This is a genomic window from Methylobacterium sp. WL119, from assembly GCF_008039875.1.
GTDB lineage: Bacteria > Pseudomonadota > Alphaproteobacteria > Rhizobiales > Beijerinckiaceae > Methylobacterium.
Genome location: NZ_VRUU01000007.1, coordinates 83,853 through 99,215, shown reverse-complemented (window position 1 = coordinate 99,215; position 15,363 = coordinate 83,853). Strand labels below are relative to the sequence as shown.

Here is a 15,363-nt window from a genome sequence, read left to right as displayed (position 1 = left end):
CATGCACCCGACCCAACACGCCAAATCCGACGACGCCGCGCACGCGAGCGCCGAGCCCGCAGTCGCGTCGCCCCGCACGCCGTCGGGGCGCCGGGTCGGCGCGCTGCTGGCGGGCGTGGCCATCGGCGCCGCGGCGCTGGCCTGGGTCGGCATCAACGACCGTGCGAAGGGGATGCAAGAGGTCGAGAGCTGGACCGAACGGCAGGCCGTGCCCACCGTTCGGGTGGTGCACGCCCGGCGCGGGCCCACGGACGAGGACCTGACCTTGCCCGGGTCGCTGAGCGCCTTCTACACCGGGACGCTGTATGCCCGCGCCAGCGGCTACGTCACGGCCTGGCATCGGGATATCGGCGCCCGCGTGCGCAAGGACGAGGTCCTGGCCGAGATCTCGGCGCCCGACCTCGACCAGCAACTCGCCGAGGCGCGCGCCACCCTTGTTCAGCTTCAGGCGGCGGTCGACCAGGCTCAGGCGAACGCCGATCTCAGCGCGGCCACCAACAAGCGCACCGCCCGCCTGGTCACGCAGGGCTGGTCGAGCGAGGAGCGCGGCGACACCGACCGCTTCACCGCGGCCTCGCGCACGGCGGCCCTGTCGGTGGCCAAGGCGAACATCGTCGCCCAGCAGGCCAATGTCGGGCGCCTGGAGGAACTGACGCGGTTCAAGGAGGTCCGGGCACCCTTCGACGGGGTCGTGACCGCGCGCAACGTCGACATCGGCGACCTGCTCACGGCGGGGGGAACCTCGGGACGGCCGCTCTACCGGGTCTCGGATCTCCACCGGGTGCGCGCCTACGTGAACGTGCCGCAGGCCTTCCTCGCCGTGATGAAGCCGGGGTTGAAGGCCTCCCTGCGCGTGCCGGGGCAGGAGGCGGCGTTCGACGCGGAGGTGACCTCGACCGCGAACGCCATCGCGGAGGATTCCCGAAAGGGTCTCGTGGAGCTCCAGGCCGACAACCCGGAAGGCAAGCTCTGGCCGGGGGCGTTCGTGGAGGTGCGATTCCACGTGCCCTCGGACCCGGGGACGTTGCGCGTGCCCGCCACCGCGCTGGTGTTCGACCGCAACGGCACGCAGGTGGCGCAGGTGGGCGACGACCACCGGATCGCGCTGAAGCCCGTGACGCTCGGGCGGAACCTCGGCAACGAGGTCGAGGTGCGCGCGGGCGTGACCACCGCCGAACGGCTGATCGACAATCCTCAGGAGTTCCTGGCGAGCGGGGACGTCGTCCGCGTCGCCGGAGAGGAGGCCGCTCCGCGGACCGCCTCGGCGAACTGACGATCGCCCCCGCGGCGGACGTTTCCCGGCCCCCGCGTGGTGCACCGCGACCCGCCATCGCGAATGGGTCAGGCCGCCGTGCAGCCTGACCGCACGGCGATTTCGCCGGTCGCCGGCGGGCACGTCATGGCAACTGCACGCACCTAGAGCGGCGCCGTTCGTCTATCGGATACGCCCTATCGCCCGCCCTGCCGTCAGTCCGTCGGATTGTCGAACACTCCGGCCCACAAGCCGGCACGACGCCCCCAGGCCCGGTCGCTCGCCCGCCTGTAGGATGCCGGCGCGTCGCGGGCGGGCATCGCGTAACCGTTGGCGATCATCCAATCGCCGAGGTCCTCGTCACCGATTCGGCACGTCGCCTCGGCGGAACCGCTGTCTGGGCGATCGTGCCGCTCGCAAATCGGCTCCGCCGTCCCGATGCGTGCGATCATCTTCTCGCGGACTTGACGGCCGCACGCGTAGGGAACCTCGTGGGCGTCCCAACACGTCGCATCCGGTGCGGGCATCACGATGCCGAACAGCGTGACGGATCCGCCGTCGATCGTGAGGGTGGTCCCGTTGATCAGCGAGGCATGCCCCGTCGCCGGCTCCCCAGCCAACGCCGGTTTCCCCGCGATGGCGAGACAAGTGGCCAGGGCCAGCGTCAAGACGCGGTTGTCCGGGACCCGGGCCGGGGGTTGATGTCTTGTGGCCGGCGGCGGGCACAGGATCGTGCCGGCAATCGCCGCCACGACGGTCAGAAGGATGCCGATGATGATGGACATGGCCGTGCGGCTCCGCGAACGAGGGATCTGCGGAGCGTTCTGGCGGATCCTGAACCCACCGGCCTGACGGAGCCCGTCAGCCTCCCGTCAGGTTGACCCACCCATGGTGCCAGTGTCCATGCCGATCCTCCGCATCCTTCTCGTCGCCGCCCTTTGCTCAGGTCTCGTCCGGATGGTCCCTGCGCGCGCGGACGACGACGCCGACCGGGCCCGTCGCGCCCTCGAACGCGGCGAGATCCGTCCGCTCGACGAGGTCCTGCGCGCCGCCCGTGCTGCCGTGCCCGGCGACGTCGTGGCCCTCGACCTGAAGCACCACGACGGGCACTGGTTGTACAAGCTGCGTATCCTCGGCGCGGACAGCAAACGACGCGACGTGAAGGTCGATGCGCAGTCGCTGCAGATCATCGACAGGGACGACGATGACTGACCTGACATGGAAATGCGTCCGATGCGGGTGCTAGTCGTCGAGGACGAGCCCCGCATCGCCGCGGACGTGAGCGCTGGCCTGGAGCGTGCCGGCTACGTTGTGGACGTCGTCGCGGATGGCGAGGCCGCGTGGTTCCGCGCCGAGACCGAGACCTACGACGCGATGGTGCTGGACTTGGGCCTGCCGCGCCTCGATGGCCTCGGCGTGCTCCGCCGTCTGCGCGCGGCCGGCACGATGGTCCCCGTGCTGATCCTCACCGCGCGCGATGGATGGCGGGAGCGCGTGGAGGGCATCGACGCCGGCGCCGACGACTACCTCGCCAAGCCATTTCGAATGGAAGAGCTCGCAGCGCGGCTGCGCGCAATCCTGCGGCGCACCGCCGGCCACGCCTCGCCGGTGCTGCGCGCCGGCGCCGTTGAGCTCGATACGCGCACCCGGGCCGTCAGCGTCGCCGGTCGCGAGATCGACCTGACCGCGTTGGAGTACCGCCTGCTCGCTTTCCTTATGCACCAGCATGGACAGGTGGTTTCGGCCGGCGAACTTCTCGACCACCTCCACGGCGTCGGAAGCGACCGCGAGGCCAACGCACTCGAGGCGCTGTTGACGCGGTTGCGACGCAAGCTCGGGCCGGGAATGATCGAGACCCGGCGCGGCCAGGGGTACCTCGTCCCCGCCGACCAACCGAAAGCGCCTGGCCGTTGAGGGCGGACTCCCTGCGCCTGCGCCTCGGGATCACCGGCGCCGCCTTGATCGGCCTCGCTCTGCTGCTGGCCGGCTTCGGCCTGACGATCATCTTCGACCGCGTGCTGGACGCCCGAACGGCCGACGAGCTCGACCGCTCGGCCAAGCTCATCGCCGGGCGCGTCGGACTGGGTTCGGACGGTGCCCCGACCCTGTCGCGCGAGCCGCCGGATCCGCGGTTCGCCACACCCTATGGCGGCCTGTACTGGCAGGTCGAGACGCCGGACCGGCGGTCCCTGCGGTCGCGCTCGCTTTGGGACAAGAGACTCGAATCGTCGGGCCTGGACACGGGTGATGCGCCGATGGTCATCGATGCGACGGGACCGGATGGGGGGCGGCTCCTGTCCCTATCGCGACCGGTCGAGATCGATGGGGCCGGCGGAACGGCGACACGGTTGCGGGTCACCGTCGCCGAGGATCGGCGTGGACTGGCCGCGAGCCGGTCGACGTTCCTGCGCCTTCTTATGCCGTCGCTCGCCGCGCTGTTCGTGGTGCTGACCCTGGCGATGGCGGTCTTCGTCCATCGCGCGCTGACGCCATTTCGAACGTTGCGCGCGAGCCTTGCCGCGGTGCATGCCGGAACGCGCGAACGCCTCCCGGACGTCTTCCCGGACGAGGTTCGTCCGCTCGTGGCCGACCTCAACTCGTTGCTCGACGCACAGGAACGGGCGCTCAAGCGAGCGGAGGCCGGCGCGGCGGACATGGCACACGGACTGAAGACGCCGTTGGCCGTCATCGACGCCCTGATGCGCAGGCTCTCCGCAACGGAACCGCTTGTGGCGCAGCAGATCGCGGAACAGACACAGGCGATGGGCGGTCAGGTCGATCGCACGCTGGCTCGAGCGCGCCTCGCGGGTGCTCGGGACCTGCGTCGCAGATCCTGTGGCGTGGCGGCGGTCGTGGACAGGCTCGTCGCCACGATGCGGCGGCTTCCCGAGGGCGACTCACTGGTCTGGGACGTATCTGTCCCTGCCGATCTGTCTTACCCGGGCGACGAGGGCGAGCTGATGGAGGTTCTGGGCAACCTGCTCGACAACGCGCGCAAGTGGGCACACCGGCGTGTGCGCATCACCGGGACGCCGGACGGGGCGGGAGGCCGCTTGTCGGTCAGCGACGATGGGCCGGGGATGGACCCTCCGGCCCTGGCCGGGCTGGGCCGTGGGGTGCGCTGGGACGAAAGCCGACCGGGCACCGGTTTCGGGTTGGCGATCGCCCGCGACGTAGCCGAGGCAGCCGGTGCCCGGATGGCATTCGGCGAGGCCGCCGAGGGGGGACTGATGGTCGAGATGGTTTGGTCCTCCGGCTGACGTCTTCGGCAGTCTTCCGCCGGCAGGGGACAGTCGAGACCGCCAGGATGGATATCCAGGCGGCTCAGCGAGCCACCTGGCCCGAGACGGCCCTTGCCGGCGCTGCCGGGACGCAGAGGCGGCCGTTGACGCTTCGAGCTCGAATCGAACGTCTGGTTCAAGGCCAAACGTCGGACGGGATCGACGCTTTACCCCCGAAGCAGACATCCGTTTTCTGCCGTTCCGGCAGCGGTCCGTTCCCCCGTCACCGCGGTGGATCGCGCAGAATTTGCGAGTTTGGCAGCTACGGATGCCGGCGTGCGACCACCTTGCACGCCGCCGGGAACATCATGCCCGTGCGTGTCGACCCCGGTATCCGGCGTCGCCTTAGGTGCCGGATGCCTGCGTTCGACAGTTGATCCAAGTTCGACCTACCGGCTCCCACTGAACCGCTGCCGGAGGGCGTCGGCTTTGCCGCCAGTCCGTTGCGGCCGATACCATGGCAGCCAAGGCCGTCGACCTGCGCGGTGGCGACAGGTTCGAATGGCGGCTGATTGCAACTTGAGAGCGCGAATTCAACGCCCAGTGTAGCCTCTAATTAAGAATTCTACCTCTATAAATAAGTGCTTCCATTCGGCACGCTCGCTGGGCGGCCTGAGATCGGGTCCGATGTGCCATGAGCGCTGAACGGCACTACCTTGGCGCTGCCCGGCGCGAGACGCCGCGGAGCCTGCGGCCGAACGCGGGCACCCCCTCCCACGCCTGGGCGCGCTATCTCGACGTGATCCGGCACGGGCTGCTGATGATCGACGATGCGGGGCGCGTGATCGTCTCGAATGCGCCGGCCGAGCGCCTGCTGACCAACTTCCTGCCGCCTTCGCGCAAACTGGGTGCCAGGCCGTTGCTTCGCGCCCTGTGCGCCGGGACTGGGAAACCGAGGCGCGAGGTCTTCCGATCCTTGCGCCAGGGACGCGATCGTCGCACGGCCGTTTCGTTCGAGGTCAGGGATCAGGGGCTCACGCTGCAGGTCGAGCTGAATCCTGCAGAGGAACAGGGTTGGATCGCGACGATCGAGGACGTCAGCGCGCGCAAGGCCAGCGAGGCGCGCGCCGACGAGGCGGCACGCCAGGATCCGCTCACCGGCTTGCCGAACCGGCTGCTCCTGCAGGAACGACTCTCCGAGGCCCTCGTGCGCCTCCATCGCAACGGCGAGAAGTGCGCGCTTCTCCTCGTCGACCTCGATCGCTTCAAGCCCGTCAACGACACGCTCGGCCACCCGATCGGCGACGCGCTCCTGAAGAAGGTCGCCGATCGACTGCGCTCGGCCGTGCGGCCCACCGACACCGTCGCCCGGATCGGCGGCGACGAGTTCATCATCGTGCAGGCCGGCATCCGCGAGGCCAGCGACACGCAGGCCCTGGCTCGGCGTCTCGTCGACCTGATCGGCCGAACCTACATGATCGACGGGCACCTCCTGACGATCGGGGCCAGCGTCGGCGTCGCGTTGGCGCCCAACGACGGGGACGCCTCCGAGACGCTCCTGAAGAACGCCGACCTGGCCCTCTACCGGGCCAAGGTCGACGGACGCGGCACGTACCGCTTCTTCGAGCCCGAGATGGACGCGCGCATGCAGGCGCGCCGCCGGCTGGAGCTCGACATGCGTCAGGCGCTCGCCCGCCGCGAGTTCCAGCTGCACTACCAGCCGCAGATGCAGCTCGACGGCGATCGGCTGATCGGCTGCGAGGCCCTGATCCGCTGGAAGCATCCCGAGCGCGGGGCGGTCTCACCACTGGACTTCATCCCGCTGGCCGAGGAGATCGGCCTGATCGTGCCGATCGGCGACTGGGTCATCCGGCAGGCCTGCCGCGACGCGATGCACTGGCCGGCGCACATGGCGGTGGCCGTGAACGTGTCCCCGGCCCAGTTCAAGAGCGACCGCCTGGTCGAGACGATCATGTCGGCGCTTGCCGGCTCGGGCTTGCCCGCCCGGCGCCTGGAGGTCGAGATCACCGAGGGCGTGCTGCTTCAGGAGAACGAGAAGACGCTGCGGACGCTGCATCGGCTGCGCGAGCTCGGCGTCCGCGTGTCGATGGACGATTTCGGCACGGGCTACTCCTCCTTGAGCTACCTGCGCTCGTTCCCCTTCGACAAGATCAAGATCGACCGCTCCTTCGTGAAGGACCTGTCGAGCAAGCCGGACGGCGACGCGATCATCAGGGCCATCGCGGGCCTCGGCAAGAGCCTGGGCATGACGACGGTCGCCGAAGGCGTCGAGACGCCGGAGCAGATGCAGCGCATCCGCGAAGAGGGCTGCACCGACGTGCAGGGCTATCTCATCAGCAGGCCGATACCGGCCGACGACCTCATGACCTTCCTCGCGAGCTACCCGCCGCACGCGTGATCCACCCCAGTCCCGGATAGTCTCTGATGAGCGAACTCTATCGCCTGGTCTACGCGAGCAAGAACCTGCTGAAGGGATCGGAGGCCGAGATGACGGCATCGATCACGCAGATCCTCGCGGCGTCGCAACGGAACAACGCCGAGTCGGACGTGACCGGCGCGCTGATGTTCAATGCGGGGGCGTTCGCCCAGGTTCTGGAGGGACCGCGCCGCGAGGTCGAGGAGACGTTCGAGCGGATCCAGTGCGACGATCGGCACGGCGACGTGACGGTCCTTCAATGCGGGCCGACCGAGAAGCGCGGCTTCGCGAACTGGTCGATGGCCTTCGTCGGCCAGTCCGCCGGGGGACAGGCGCAATTCAGCCAGCTGGCTGCCGAGAGCGGCTTCGACCTCTCGCGCCTGGACGGCGACGCCGTGTTCGCGATGCTGCACGGGCTCGTGCTGGAGGAGGAGCGGGTGCCGGCCCCCGCGCCGATCGCTTCGCCGTCCGAGGATCTGCCCGCAACGGGCCTCGATGTCGAGCAGCTGCGAACGGAGATCGCGCAGCTTCGGCGAGCGGATGCGGCCCCCCGGATCCCGCCGGCGCCCGACGCGGTCCTGGCCGGCCCGATCGCGGTCGTCGGCCTGCCCGCCCGCCCGGGAGGCGACGCGACGGGCTCGGCGGCCGGCGCGGCGGACGCTGCCTTGTCCGTGCTCAAGACCGCCCTGGCGCGCGAGCGGCAACGGACGAGCGAGCTTCGGACGGAGATCGACGCGCTTGAGGTCGCGCTGGCCTTGCACCAGGACCAGATGGAGGCCCTGCGGGCGGACCGGGACCGCTGGGCCGAGCGCGCACGCCTTCTTGCCGCGGCGATGGTCCAGGAGGCGGGCGACGTCCGGACGTCGCCCGATCATGCGAGCGCCGGGTCCAGGGAGCCGACATCCGCCGTGGCGCCGGGCGCGGCCCGTCGCCTGCGCGCCTAGAGCCTGCTCCAGCGAGGGGGATGCCCCGGTGATCCGATCGCGGGCCGGCGCGAACACGGACCGTCGTCCACGCCCGCCGGCGCCGGACGTCAGGGCGACGTCCGCAGCCGGTCCAGCAGGGTGACGTCGGCATAGCCGTCCGGACGGAGGCCGGTCGAGGCCTGGTAGGCGCGGATCGCGGCCCGCGTCTTCGGACCGATCCGGCCGTCCACGGCGCCGGCCGTGTGGCCGTGCGCGTCCAGGCGGGTCTGAAGATCGCGGCGCTCGGCTTCGGTCAGGGCGCGGTCGCCACGGGGCCAGTCGCGGGCGAAAGCGGCCTGCCCGCGAAGGCGGTCCGACAGGTGCGCGACGGTGAGCGCGTAGGACAGCGACGTGTTGTAGCGCAGGATCACCGAGAAGTTCGGCCGCAGCAGGAAGGCCGGGCCGCCCGCGCCCGCGGGGGCGACGAGGGTGGCCTGCGCGACGCCGTCCGCTTTGCGATCGGGGACGGGCGTCGCGCCGAGCGCGCGCCAAGCGTCGAAGCTGCGCGGGGTGTCCTCGTCCGCCAGCGCGTAGTCGAAGCTTTCTCCCAGCACGGCTTCTGTGCCCCAGGGCTCGTTGCCGCGCCAGCCCATGGCGACGAGGTAGTTCGCCGTCGAAGCGAGCGCGTCGGGCACCGACCAGAGGTCGCGCCGGCCGTCGCCGTCGAAATCCACGGCGTGGGCGCGGTAGACGCTCGGCATGAACTGGGTATGCCCCATGGCGCCGGCCCAGGAGCCGGTCAGGCGCGCGGGCGGCACATCCCCTTGCGCGAGGATCCGAAGCGCCTCGACGAGCTCGTCGCGCCAGTAGCTCGGTCGGCTTGGATCGCCGCAGGCCAGCGTCGCGAGCGATTGCACCACCGGACGGACGATCGCGGCGTCGTCGAGGACTTTGCCGTAGCCCGACTCGACGCCCCAGAAGGCCACGAGGGTGAAGCGGTCGACGCCGGTGCGCCGCTCGATCGCCTCGAGGACCGCGGCCCATTCCTCGAGCTTGCGCTGCCCTTCGGCGATGGTCGCCTCGGTGATCGTGGCGTCGAGGTAGGCCCAGATCGGCTTGACGAACTCGGCTTGGCCGCGGGTCGCCGCCTGCACGTCCGGGTTGGGCGTCAAGCCGACGAGCTGCCCGTCCGCCCAGGCCGGCGGCACCCCGCGGGCCTGGGCGTCGGCGGCGATCCTGCCCAGGCAGTCGGCCCAGGGCGATGGTTCCGACGATGGTTCCGAGGATGCCAGGCCGGCCGTCGCCAGGGCTATCGGGAGGGCTGCGGCGCGGAGCAGGCGGGCGAGGCGCATCATCGGTTCTCCGCGTCGGGGCGGCGATCGCATTGCCGGAGGAAGCCTCTCGGCCCTATGTCGGTTCTCGATCCCGCTCAAGGCGTGCGTGCGGTCGCGACCCAGCGCATCCGTCACGGTTCATCACGGCTCTCGTCCTCGCACCGCTCTTGGAACCCCTCGACCGATGCCGAACCGTCTCACGTCGACCGTCCGCGCCGCCGCCGAGGGTCTCGTCGCGCTGGTGGCGGCCGGCAACCGGCTGCGCCTGCCGGGGACGGCGCACCCCTTCGTGGTCGGCGTCCACGCGCCGATGCGCGCGGAGCTGACGCTGCGGGACCTGCCCGTGACCGGGACGATCCCATCGGGGCTCGACGGGCGATACCTCAAGATGGGCGCCAACCCGGCCCGCCCGACGACGCGCGGCCACGATTGGTTCCTGGGCGACGGCATGGTGCACGGCCTGCGCGTCGCGGGCGGCAAGGCCCTGTGGTACCGCAACCGCTGGATCGGCTCGCGGGCGGCCTCGGCGGCGTTCGGCCGGCCCGCCGCCCCCGGACCGCGCCGGGGCGACGACACCGTCAACACCAACGTCGTCGAGATCGGCGGCCGCGCCTTCGCCCTGGTCGAGGCCGGCAGCTATCCGGTCGCGCTGTCCGAGGATCTGGAGACGCAGCTTTACGATCCGTTCGAGGGGACGCTGGCCGGCTCCTTCACCGGGCATCCGCACCGCGACCCCGAGACCGGCGAGACGCATGCCATCGCCTACGACGGCCGGATCTGGGACAGCGTGCGCCACGTCGTCGTCTCGCCCGCCGGCCGCGTCGTGCGCGACGTCTCGATCCCGGTCGAGCACGGCCCCTGCATCCACGATTGCGCGATCACGGCGCGCTTCGCGGTGGTGCTGGACCTGCCCCTTACCTTCTCGATGCGGGCGGTGCTGGCCGGCCACCGCTTCCCGTTCCGCTGGAACCCTGCCCACCGCGCGCGCCTCGGCCTGCTCCCCCGGCACGGGACGGCCGCCGACATCACATGGTGCGCCCTCGATCCATGCTTCGTGTTCCACGTCGCCAACGCCTACGACGACGCGGACGGGCGGGTGGTCCTCGACGTCGTCGCCTACGAGAGCGTGTTCGCCTCGGCAGGCGGCGGCCTCGACAGGCCGGGCCGGCTGGAGCGCTGGACCGTCGACCCCGCGACGGGGCGGGTCGACCGGCGGGTGGTTGATCCGGCGGCGCAGGAGTTTCCGCGGATCGACGAGCGCCGCTTCGGGCGACCCCACCGCTACGTCTACGCGGTCTCGGTCCCCGCCGACGGCAACACGCAGCTCGAAGGCGCGACGCAGATCTACAAGCACGATCTGGCGCGCGGGGCGCGGCGCGTGCACGAATTCGGTACCGGCCGCGTCCCGGGGGAGTTCGTCTTCGTGCCGGCGCGGCCGGAGGCCGGCGAGGACGAGGGATGGCTGATCGGGCTCGTCGTCGACACGGCGCGCGACACGACCGACTTCGTCGTCCTCGATGCGCGCGCGTTCGAGGCGCCGCCCGTCGCCACGATCCACCTCGGGCACCGGATCCCGCCGGGCTTCCACGGCAACTGGTTTCCCGCGCGCGATCCGGCGTGAACGGTCGCTGAGGTTGACCCCGATCACCGCGTCGATGCCCGAGGGCGTGATCGCGCTCCAGCCGCATACAGCGGCGAAAGCCATCGAACGCCGTAAGCGAGTGCTGCGATGCAAGGCGAGCCGACGGCGCCTCCGGCGGGGCGGCGAAGCCGGCAAAACGACCACGAGGCGCGCGAAGCGGAGATGGCTCCTCCGACGCCTGAAGCCAAATCGCGGGACCGCACGGCGTGGCGCTTTATTCCGCTGGTCGGTCCGTGCATGATGAAGGCATGAGCGTCGCGCCGTCCGGTGCGGGTGCCGCGGGATCGCATCTCAAGCCCGAGGACAACGGGCAGGGCGGTTCCGCCGACGGGGAGGGTTTCGGATGGATCGTCGCGTCCTGTTGGCCGGCGTCGGCGGTCTTGCCGCGTGGGCTGCGCTTCGCCCGTCGGCCTCCGTCTCCGCCGGCGACAGGACGCGCATCGTGCTCTGGCATGCGATGTCGGGCGCGAACGGCGAGGAGGTCGAGCGGCTGACGCGCGACTTCAACGCGAGCCAGTCCGATGTCACCCTCGAGGCGGTGTTCAAGGGCACCTATCCCGAGACGCTGACGGCGGCGATCGCGGCCTACCGCGCCGGCAAGGCGCCGCACGTCGTCCAGATCTTCGAGGTCGGCACGGGCACGATGCTGCAGGCTGGCGCCGCCATCAAGCCGGCCTGGAAGCTGGCGGAGGAGACCGGGCTCGCACTCGATCCCAAGGCCTACATCCCAGGCGTGCGGGGATACTACAGCTTGGCCGACGGCAAGCTCGCCTCGATGCCCTTCAACTCCTCGACGGCGGTCATGTGGTACAACCGCGACGCCTTCGAGAAGGCGGGGCTCGACCCGGACGCGCCGCCGGCCACCTACGACGACTTCGCCAAGGCGGCCCGCACCCTCGCCTCCAAGGCGGCCACGCCCATCGCCAGCACCTCCGCCTGGATGACCTGGATCCAGTTCGAGGAATACGCCGCGATCCAGAACCTCGCCTACGCCACCGAGAACGACGGCTACGACGGCCTCGGCGCGGAACTGCTCATCAACACCAAGCCGTTCGTCGACCAGCTCCAGCGCTTCCTGGACCTGTCGAAGGACGGCGCCTTCAAGTACGCTGGCCGCGACGGCGCGCCCGATGCGGTCTTCTATTCCGGGCAGGCCGCGATCGGCTTCGGCTCGTCCTCGGGCCGTGCCGACATCGTCAAGAACGCCAAGTTCCGTTACGCCGAGGCCTTCCTGCCGACCGAGCCGGCGCTGAATCCGCGCCCGAACAACTCCATCATCGGCGGCGCCAGCCTGTGGGCGATGACGGCGCCGAAGCGCAGCGAGGCCGAATACAAGGGCGTCGCGGCCTTCTACGCTTTCATCGCGAAGCCCGAGCAGGTTGCCCTCTACGCCCAGAACACCGGCTACGTTCCGGTGACGCTCGCGGGCTACGCGGCCACGAAGCAGGCGGGCTACTTCGACAAAAATCCCGGCACCGACGTGCCGGCGCGGCAGCTCTCCCGCGGGGAGCTGACCCCGAACTCGCGCGGCCTGCGCCTCGGCCGCCTGCCGGAGATCCGCGCGATCCTTTACGAGGAGATCGAGAAGGCGCTCCAGGGCCAGCAGACGGCGCAATCGGCGATGGACGCCGCCGCCGCGCGCGGGAACCGCGTCCTGCGCGACTTCCAGAAATCCGCGCGCGGCTGACGCGGCGGACCGGCGGAAGGCACGCGTGAGATGGAACGACGGACGCTGTTCCCGGGCCGGGTGCTCCCGGCGCTGCTGATCCTGCCGCAACTGGTGCTGACCGGCGTCTTCTTCCTGTGGCCGGCCATCCAGGCGATCAAATCGAGCCTGGAGCGCGAGGACGCCTTCGGCACCAGCACGGAATTCGTCGGTCTCGACAACTTCGTCGACCTGTTCGGCGATCCGCTCTACCTCGCCGCGATCGGGCGGACGCTGGTGTTCTGCGCCTGCGTGACCGGGATCGCGATGGGCGTGGCGCTCGGGCTCGCGGTCCTGGCCGATACCGAGATTCGGGGGCGCGCCTTCTACCGCACGATGCTGATCTGGCCCTACGCGGTGGCGCCGGCCATGGCGGCCGTGCTGTGGGTGCTGATGTTCCACCCGCAGATCGGTCTCGTCGGGGCGTGGCTGAACCGGATCGGGATCGCCTGGGACTACAAGCTCGACGGCACGCAGGCCATGGGGCTCGTAATCCTGGCCGCCGCGTGGAAGCAGGTCAGCTACAACTTCATCTTCTTCCTGGCGGGCCTCCAGGCCATCCCGAAGACGATCATCGAGGCGGCCCGCATCGACGGCGCCCGCGGCGTCCGCCGGTTCCGCACCATCGTCCTGCCGCTGCTGATGCCGACGGTCTACTTCCTGCTCGTGGTCGACCTCGTCTACGCGGCCTTCGACACCTTCGCGACCGTCTACGCGGTGAACGGCGGAGGGCCGGGCCAGTCGACCCAGACGCTCGTCCTCAAGGTGTACCTCGACGGCGTCGTCAACGCGAACGTCGGCTCGTCCTCCGCGCAATCCGTGGTGCTGATGGCCGGCGTCATCGTCCTCTGCGCCCTGCAGTTCCGGTTCCTCGGGCGAAAGGCCGCCGCCTGATGCGCCGGAGGATGCCCCCTCTGATCCCGCATGCCGTGCTGATCCTGGCGATCCTGCTCTTCGCCCTGCCGATCTGGATCGCCGTCGCGGGCTCGACCCAGGATTCGGCCGCGATCGCCCGTGGCGAGGTCTCGCTCGTCCCGCGCCTCTCCGGCCTCGGCGTCTACCGCGACGTGCTGGTGAACGGCTCGGCGGGGGCCGGGCCGGTCTGGCGCTCGCTGCTCGTCTCGGCCGCGATGGCGCTGGCGATCGCGTTCGGAAAGATCGCCCTGTCGCTGCCCTCGGCCTATGCGGTCACCTTCTTCCGCTTTCCCTTCCGCATGACCGCCTTCTGGCTGATCTTTCTGACGCTGATGCTGCCGGTCGAGGTGCGGCTGATCCCGACCTTCCAGGTCATGGCCTCCCTCGACCTCATCAACAGCTTCACGGGGCTGACGATCCCCCTCGTCGCCTCCGCCACGGCGACGCTGCTGTTCCGGCAGACGTTCCTCGCGGTTCCGGACGAGCTCGTGGAGGCGGCGCGCATGGACGGGGCCGGGCCCCTGCGCTTCCTGCGGGACATCCTGATCCCGGTCTCGGGCGCCAACATCGCGGCCTTGTTCGTCATCCTGTTCGTCTACGGGTGGAACCAGTACCTGTGGCCGCTCCTGGTCGCGACCGATCCGAAGCTCGACACGGTGGTCATCAGCATCGTCAAGATGGTCGGCGTCGACACCGCCACCGAATGGAACAAGGTCATGGCGACGGCGGTGCTGGCGCTGGTCCCGCCGGTCGCGGTGGTGCTCCTCATGCAGCGCTGGTTCGTGAAGGGCCTGACGGAGGGCGACAAGTGATGGCGGGCCTGAAACTCGACGGCCTGCGCAAGCGCTTCGGCAACAACGAGATCCTGAAGGGCGTCGACCTCGCCCTGGCGGACGGCGAGATGCTGGTCATCGTCGGCGCGTCGGGCTGCGGGAAATCCACCCTCCTGCGCATCGTGGCGGGGCTCGAGACGCCGTCCGCCGGGCGCGTCCTGATTGACGGGCGCGACGTCACCGGCCTCGACCCGTCGGCGCGCGACATCGCCATGGTGTTCCAGAACTACGCCCTGTACCCGCACATGAGCGTGTTCGAGAACATGGCCTACGCGCTGAAGATCCGCGGCCTTCCCCGCTCCGAGATCCGGGCTAAGGTCGATGCCGCCTCGGCCCTCCTGGGCCTGGAGGCGCTGCTCGAGCGCAAGCCGCGCCAGCTGTCCGGCGGCCAGCGCCAGCGGGTCGCCATGGGGCGCGCCATCGTCCGCGCCCCGAAGCTGTTCCTGTTCGACGAGCCGCTGTCGAACCTCGACGCGAAGCTCAGGGTGCAGATGCGCGGCGAGATCCGCCGCCTCCAGCGCCGGCTGAAGGTGACGAGCCTCTACGTCACGCATGATCAGGTCGAGGCGATGACGCTCGGGGACCGGCTGCTCGTGATGCACCAGGGCGTGCCGGCGCAGCTGGCGACGCCGACGGAGGTGTTCGAGCGCCCGGCCGACACCTACGTCGCGGGCTTCATCGGCTCGCCAGCGATGAACCTGCTTCCCGGCACCCTCGGTCGCGACGGGACGTCGGTACGCGTGGCGGACGCGGACGTCGCGCTCGGGGCCTGGCGGTTCGACCGGCCCGACGGCCACCGGGTGGTGCTGGGCATCCGGCCGGAGCATGTCGTGCTCGACGCATTGGGCATGACCTGGCCGGTCGAGGTCGTGGAGCTGCTCGGGTCCGAGATGCTGGTGCATGCCGGACGCCCGGGCGGGGCGTCGCTCACGCTCAAGATCGCCAACGGCGCGCCCGTGGGCGACGCCATCCGGGTGTCGTTTCCCGCAGCCCACATCCACGTCTTCGACGAGGCGACCGGCTTGCGGATCGAGCCGGCCCTCGCATCCTCGCGCGTGAGGGAAGCCGGCTCGCGTGCGGATGCGGGGGCCTGACTGTGTTCCATCGGAGGACGCACCA

Annotated in this window: 13 protein-coding genes; 11 read left to right on the top strand and 2 right to left on the bottom strand. The window is 70.4% G+C overall.

The window, feature by feature from the left end; all coding sequences use genetic code 11:
* Window position 1: 1 nt before the first annotated feature.
* Window positions 2–1,273 (top strand): efflux RND transporter periplasmic adaptor subunit, encoded by a 1,272-nt coding sequence (locus tag FV227_RS05555; RefSeq protein ID WP_147725650.1) that lies wholly within the window; start codon window positions 2–4, stop codon window positions 1,271–1,273.
* A 194-nt stretch (window positions 1,274–1,467) separates the two neighbouring features.
* On the opposite strand, the gene FV227_RS05550 is transcribed toward FV227_RS05555, so the two are convergent.
* On the bottom strand, window positions 1,468–2,037 hold the full coding sequence (locus FV227_RS05550; RefSeq protein ID WP_147725649.1) for a thermonuclease family protein: 570 nt from the start codon (window positions 2,035–2,037) through the stop codon (window positions 1,468–1,470).
* Between the two features lie 118 nt (window positions 2,038–2,155).
* On the opposite strand from FV227_RS05550, the gene FV227_RS05545 reads away from it, so the two are divergent.
* From FV227_RS05545 to FV227_RS30275, 5 genes are all read left to right on the top strand, one after another.
* The gene (locus FV227_RS05545; RefSeq protein ID WP_187274690.1) at window positions 2,156–2,464 is read left to right on the top strand and encodes a PepSY domain-containing protein; all 309 of its coding nucleotides are present in this window, start codon (window positions 2,156–2,158) and stop codon (window positions 2,462–2,464) included.
* 21 nt (window positions 2,465–2,485) lie between these two features.
* Window positions 2,486–3,166 (top strand): response regulator transcription factor, encoded by a 681-nt coding sequence (locus FV227_RS05540; RefSeq protein ID WP_147725661.1) that lies wholly within the window; start codon window positions 2,486–2,488, stop codon window positions 3,164–3,166.
* Window positions 3,163–4,512: a HAMP domain-containing sensor histidine kinase gene (locus tag FV227_RS05535; protein ID WP_147858512.1), complete on the top strand. Its 1,350-nt coding sequence runs from the start codon at window positions 3,163–3,165 to the stop codon at window positions 4,510–4,512. Before FV227_RS05540 ends, FV227_RS05535 begins: the two co-directional genes overlap by 4 nt.
* A 655-nt stretch (window positions 4,513–5,167) precedes the next feature.
* Window positions 5,168–6,892 carry an EAL domain-containing protein gene (locus tag FV227_RS05530; RefSeq protein ID WP_147725646.1) on the top strand — a complete coding sequence of 575 codons (1,725 nt, stop codon included), beginning with the start codon at window positions 5,168–5,170 and terminating at the stop codon, window positions 6,890–6,892.
* A gap of 26 nt (window positions 6,893–6,918) precedes the next feature.
* A complete protein-coding gene (locus FV227_RS30275; protein ID WP_147858511.1) occupies window positions 6,919–7,854 on the top strand; it encodes a BLUF domain-containing protein in 936 nt (311 codons plus the stop codon).
* 89 nt (window positions 7,855–7,943) lie between these two features.
* Here FV227_RS30275 and FV227_RS05520 read toward each other — a convergent pair whose 3' ends face one another.
* Window positions 7,944–9,170 (bottom strand): lytic murein transglycosylase, encoded by a 1,227-nt coding sequence (locus FV227_RS05520; protein ID WP_187274689.1) that lies wholly within the window; start codon window positions 9,168–9,170, stop codon window positions 7,944–7,946.
* A gap of 163 nt (window positions 9,171–9,333) precedes the next feature.
* On the opposite strand from FV227_RS05520, the gene FV227_RS05515 reads away from it, so the two are divergent.
* From FV227_RS05515 to ugpC, 5 genes are all read left to right on the top strand, one after another.
* Window positions 9,334–10,770 carry a carotenoid oxygenase family protein gene (locus FV227_RS05515; protein ID WP_147726482.1) on the top strand — a complete coding sequence of 479 codons (1,437 nt, stop codon included), beginning with the start codon at window positions 9,334–9,336 and terminating at the stop codon, window positions 10,768–10,770.
* Window positions 10,771–11,134: 364 nt separating this feature from the next.
* Entirely contained in the window at window positions 11,135–12,478 is a 1,344-nt protein-coding gene (ugpB, locus tag FV227_RS05510) for a sn-glycerol-3-phosphate ABC transporter substrate-binding protein UgpB (protein WP_147858509.1), read from the top strand.
* A 30-nt stretch (window positions 12,479–12,508) separates the two neighbouring features.
* On the top strand, window positions 12,509–13,390 hold the full coding sequence (locus tag FV227_RS05505; protein ID WP_147726478.1) for an ABC transporter permease subunit: 882 nt from the start codon (window positions 12,509–12,511) through the stop codon (window positions 13,388–13,390).
* A gap of 11 nt (window positions 13,391–13,401) precedes the next feature.
* Window positions 13,402–14,223: a sn-glycerol-3-phosphate ABC transporter permease UgpE gene (gene ugpE / locus FV227_RS05500; protein ID WP_243932763.1), complete on the top strand. Its 822-nt coding sequence runs from the start codon at window positions 13,402–13,404 to the stop codon at window positions 14,221–14,223.
* Window positions 14,223–15,338 carry a sn-glycerol-3-phosphate ABC transporter ATP-binding protein UgpC gene (ugpC, locus tag FV227_RS05495; protein WP_147858508.1) on the top strand — a complete coding sequence of 372 codons (1,116 nt, stop codon included), beginning with the start codon at window positions 14,223–14,225 and terminating at the stop codon, window positions 15,336–15,338. Before ugpE ends, ugpC begins: the two co-directional genes overlap by 1 nt.
* Window positions 15,339–15,363 lie beyond the last annotated feature (25 nt).

What these genes read in the sequence shown, in the direction of transcription:
- FV227_RS05555 (WP_147725650.1), top strand. Translation starts at nt 2, where the DNA reads ATGCACCCGACCCAACACGCCAAATCCGACGACGCCGCGCACGCGAGC.
- FV227_RS05550 (WP_147725649.1), bottom strand. Translation starts at nt 2,037, where the DNA reads ATGTCCATCATCATCGGCATCCTTCTGACCGTCGTGGCGGCGATTGCC.
- FV227_RS05545 (WP_187274690.1), top strand. Translation starts at nt 2,156, where the DNA reads ATGCCGATCCTCCGCATCCTTCTCGTCGCCGCCCTTTGCTCAGGTCTC.
- FV227_RS05540 (WP_147725661.1), top strand. Translation starts at nt 2,486, where the DNA reads ATGCGGGTGCTAGTCGTCGAGGACGAGCCCCGCATCGCCGCGGACGTG.
- FV227_RS05530 (WP_147725646.1), top strand. Translation starts at nt 5,168, where the DNA reads ATGAGCGCTGAACGGCACTACCTTGGCGCTGCCCGGCGCGAGACGCCG.
- FV227_RS30275 (WP_147858511.1), top strand. Translation starts at nt 6,919, where the DNA reads ATGAGCGAACTCTATCGCCTGGTCTACGCGAGCAAGAACCTGCTGAAG.
- FV227_RS05520 (WP_187274689.1), bottom strand. Translation starts at nt 9,170, where the DNA reads ATGATGCGCCTCGCCCGCCTGCTCCGCGCCGCAGCCCTCCCGATAGCC.
- FV227_RS05515 (WP_147726482.1), top strand. Translation starts at nt 9,334, where the DNA reads ATGCCGAACCGTCTCACGTCGACCGTCCGCGCCGCCGCCGAGGGTCTC.
- ugpB (WP_147858509.1), top strand. Translation starts at nt 11,135, where the DNA reads ATGGATCGTCGCGTCCTGTTGGCCGGCGTCGGCGGTCTTGCCGCGTGG.
- FV227_RS05505 (WP_147726478.1), top strand. Translation starts at nt 12,509, where the DNA reads ATGGAACGACGGACGCTGTTCCCGGGCCGGGTGCTCCCGGCGCTGCTG.
- ugpE (WP_243932763.1), top strand. Translation starts at nt 13,402, where the DNA reads ATGCCCCCTCTGATCCCGCATGCCGTGCTGATCCTGGCGATCCTGCTC.
- ugpC (WP_147858508.1), top strand. Translation starts at nt 14,223, where the DNA reads ATGGCGGGCCTGAAACTCGACGGCCTGCGCAAGCGCTTCGGCAACAAC.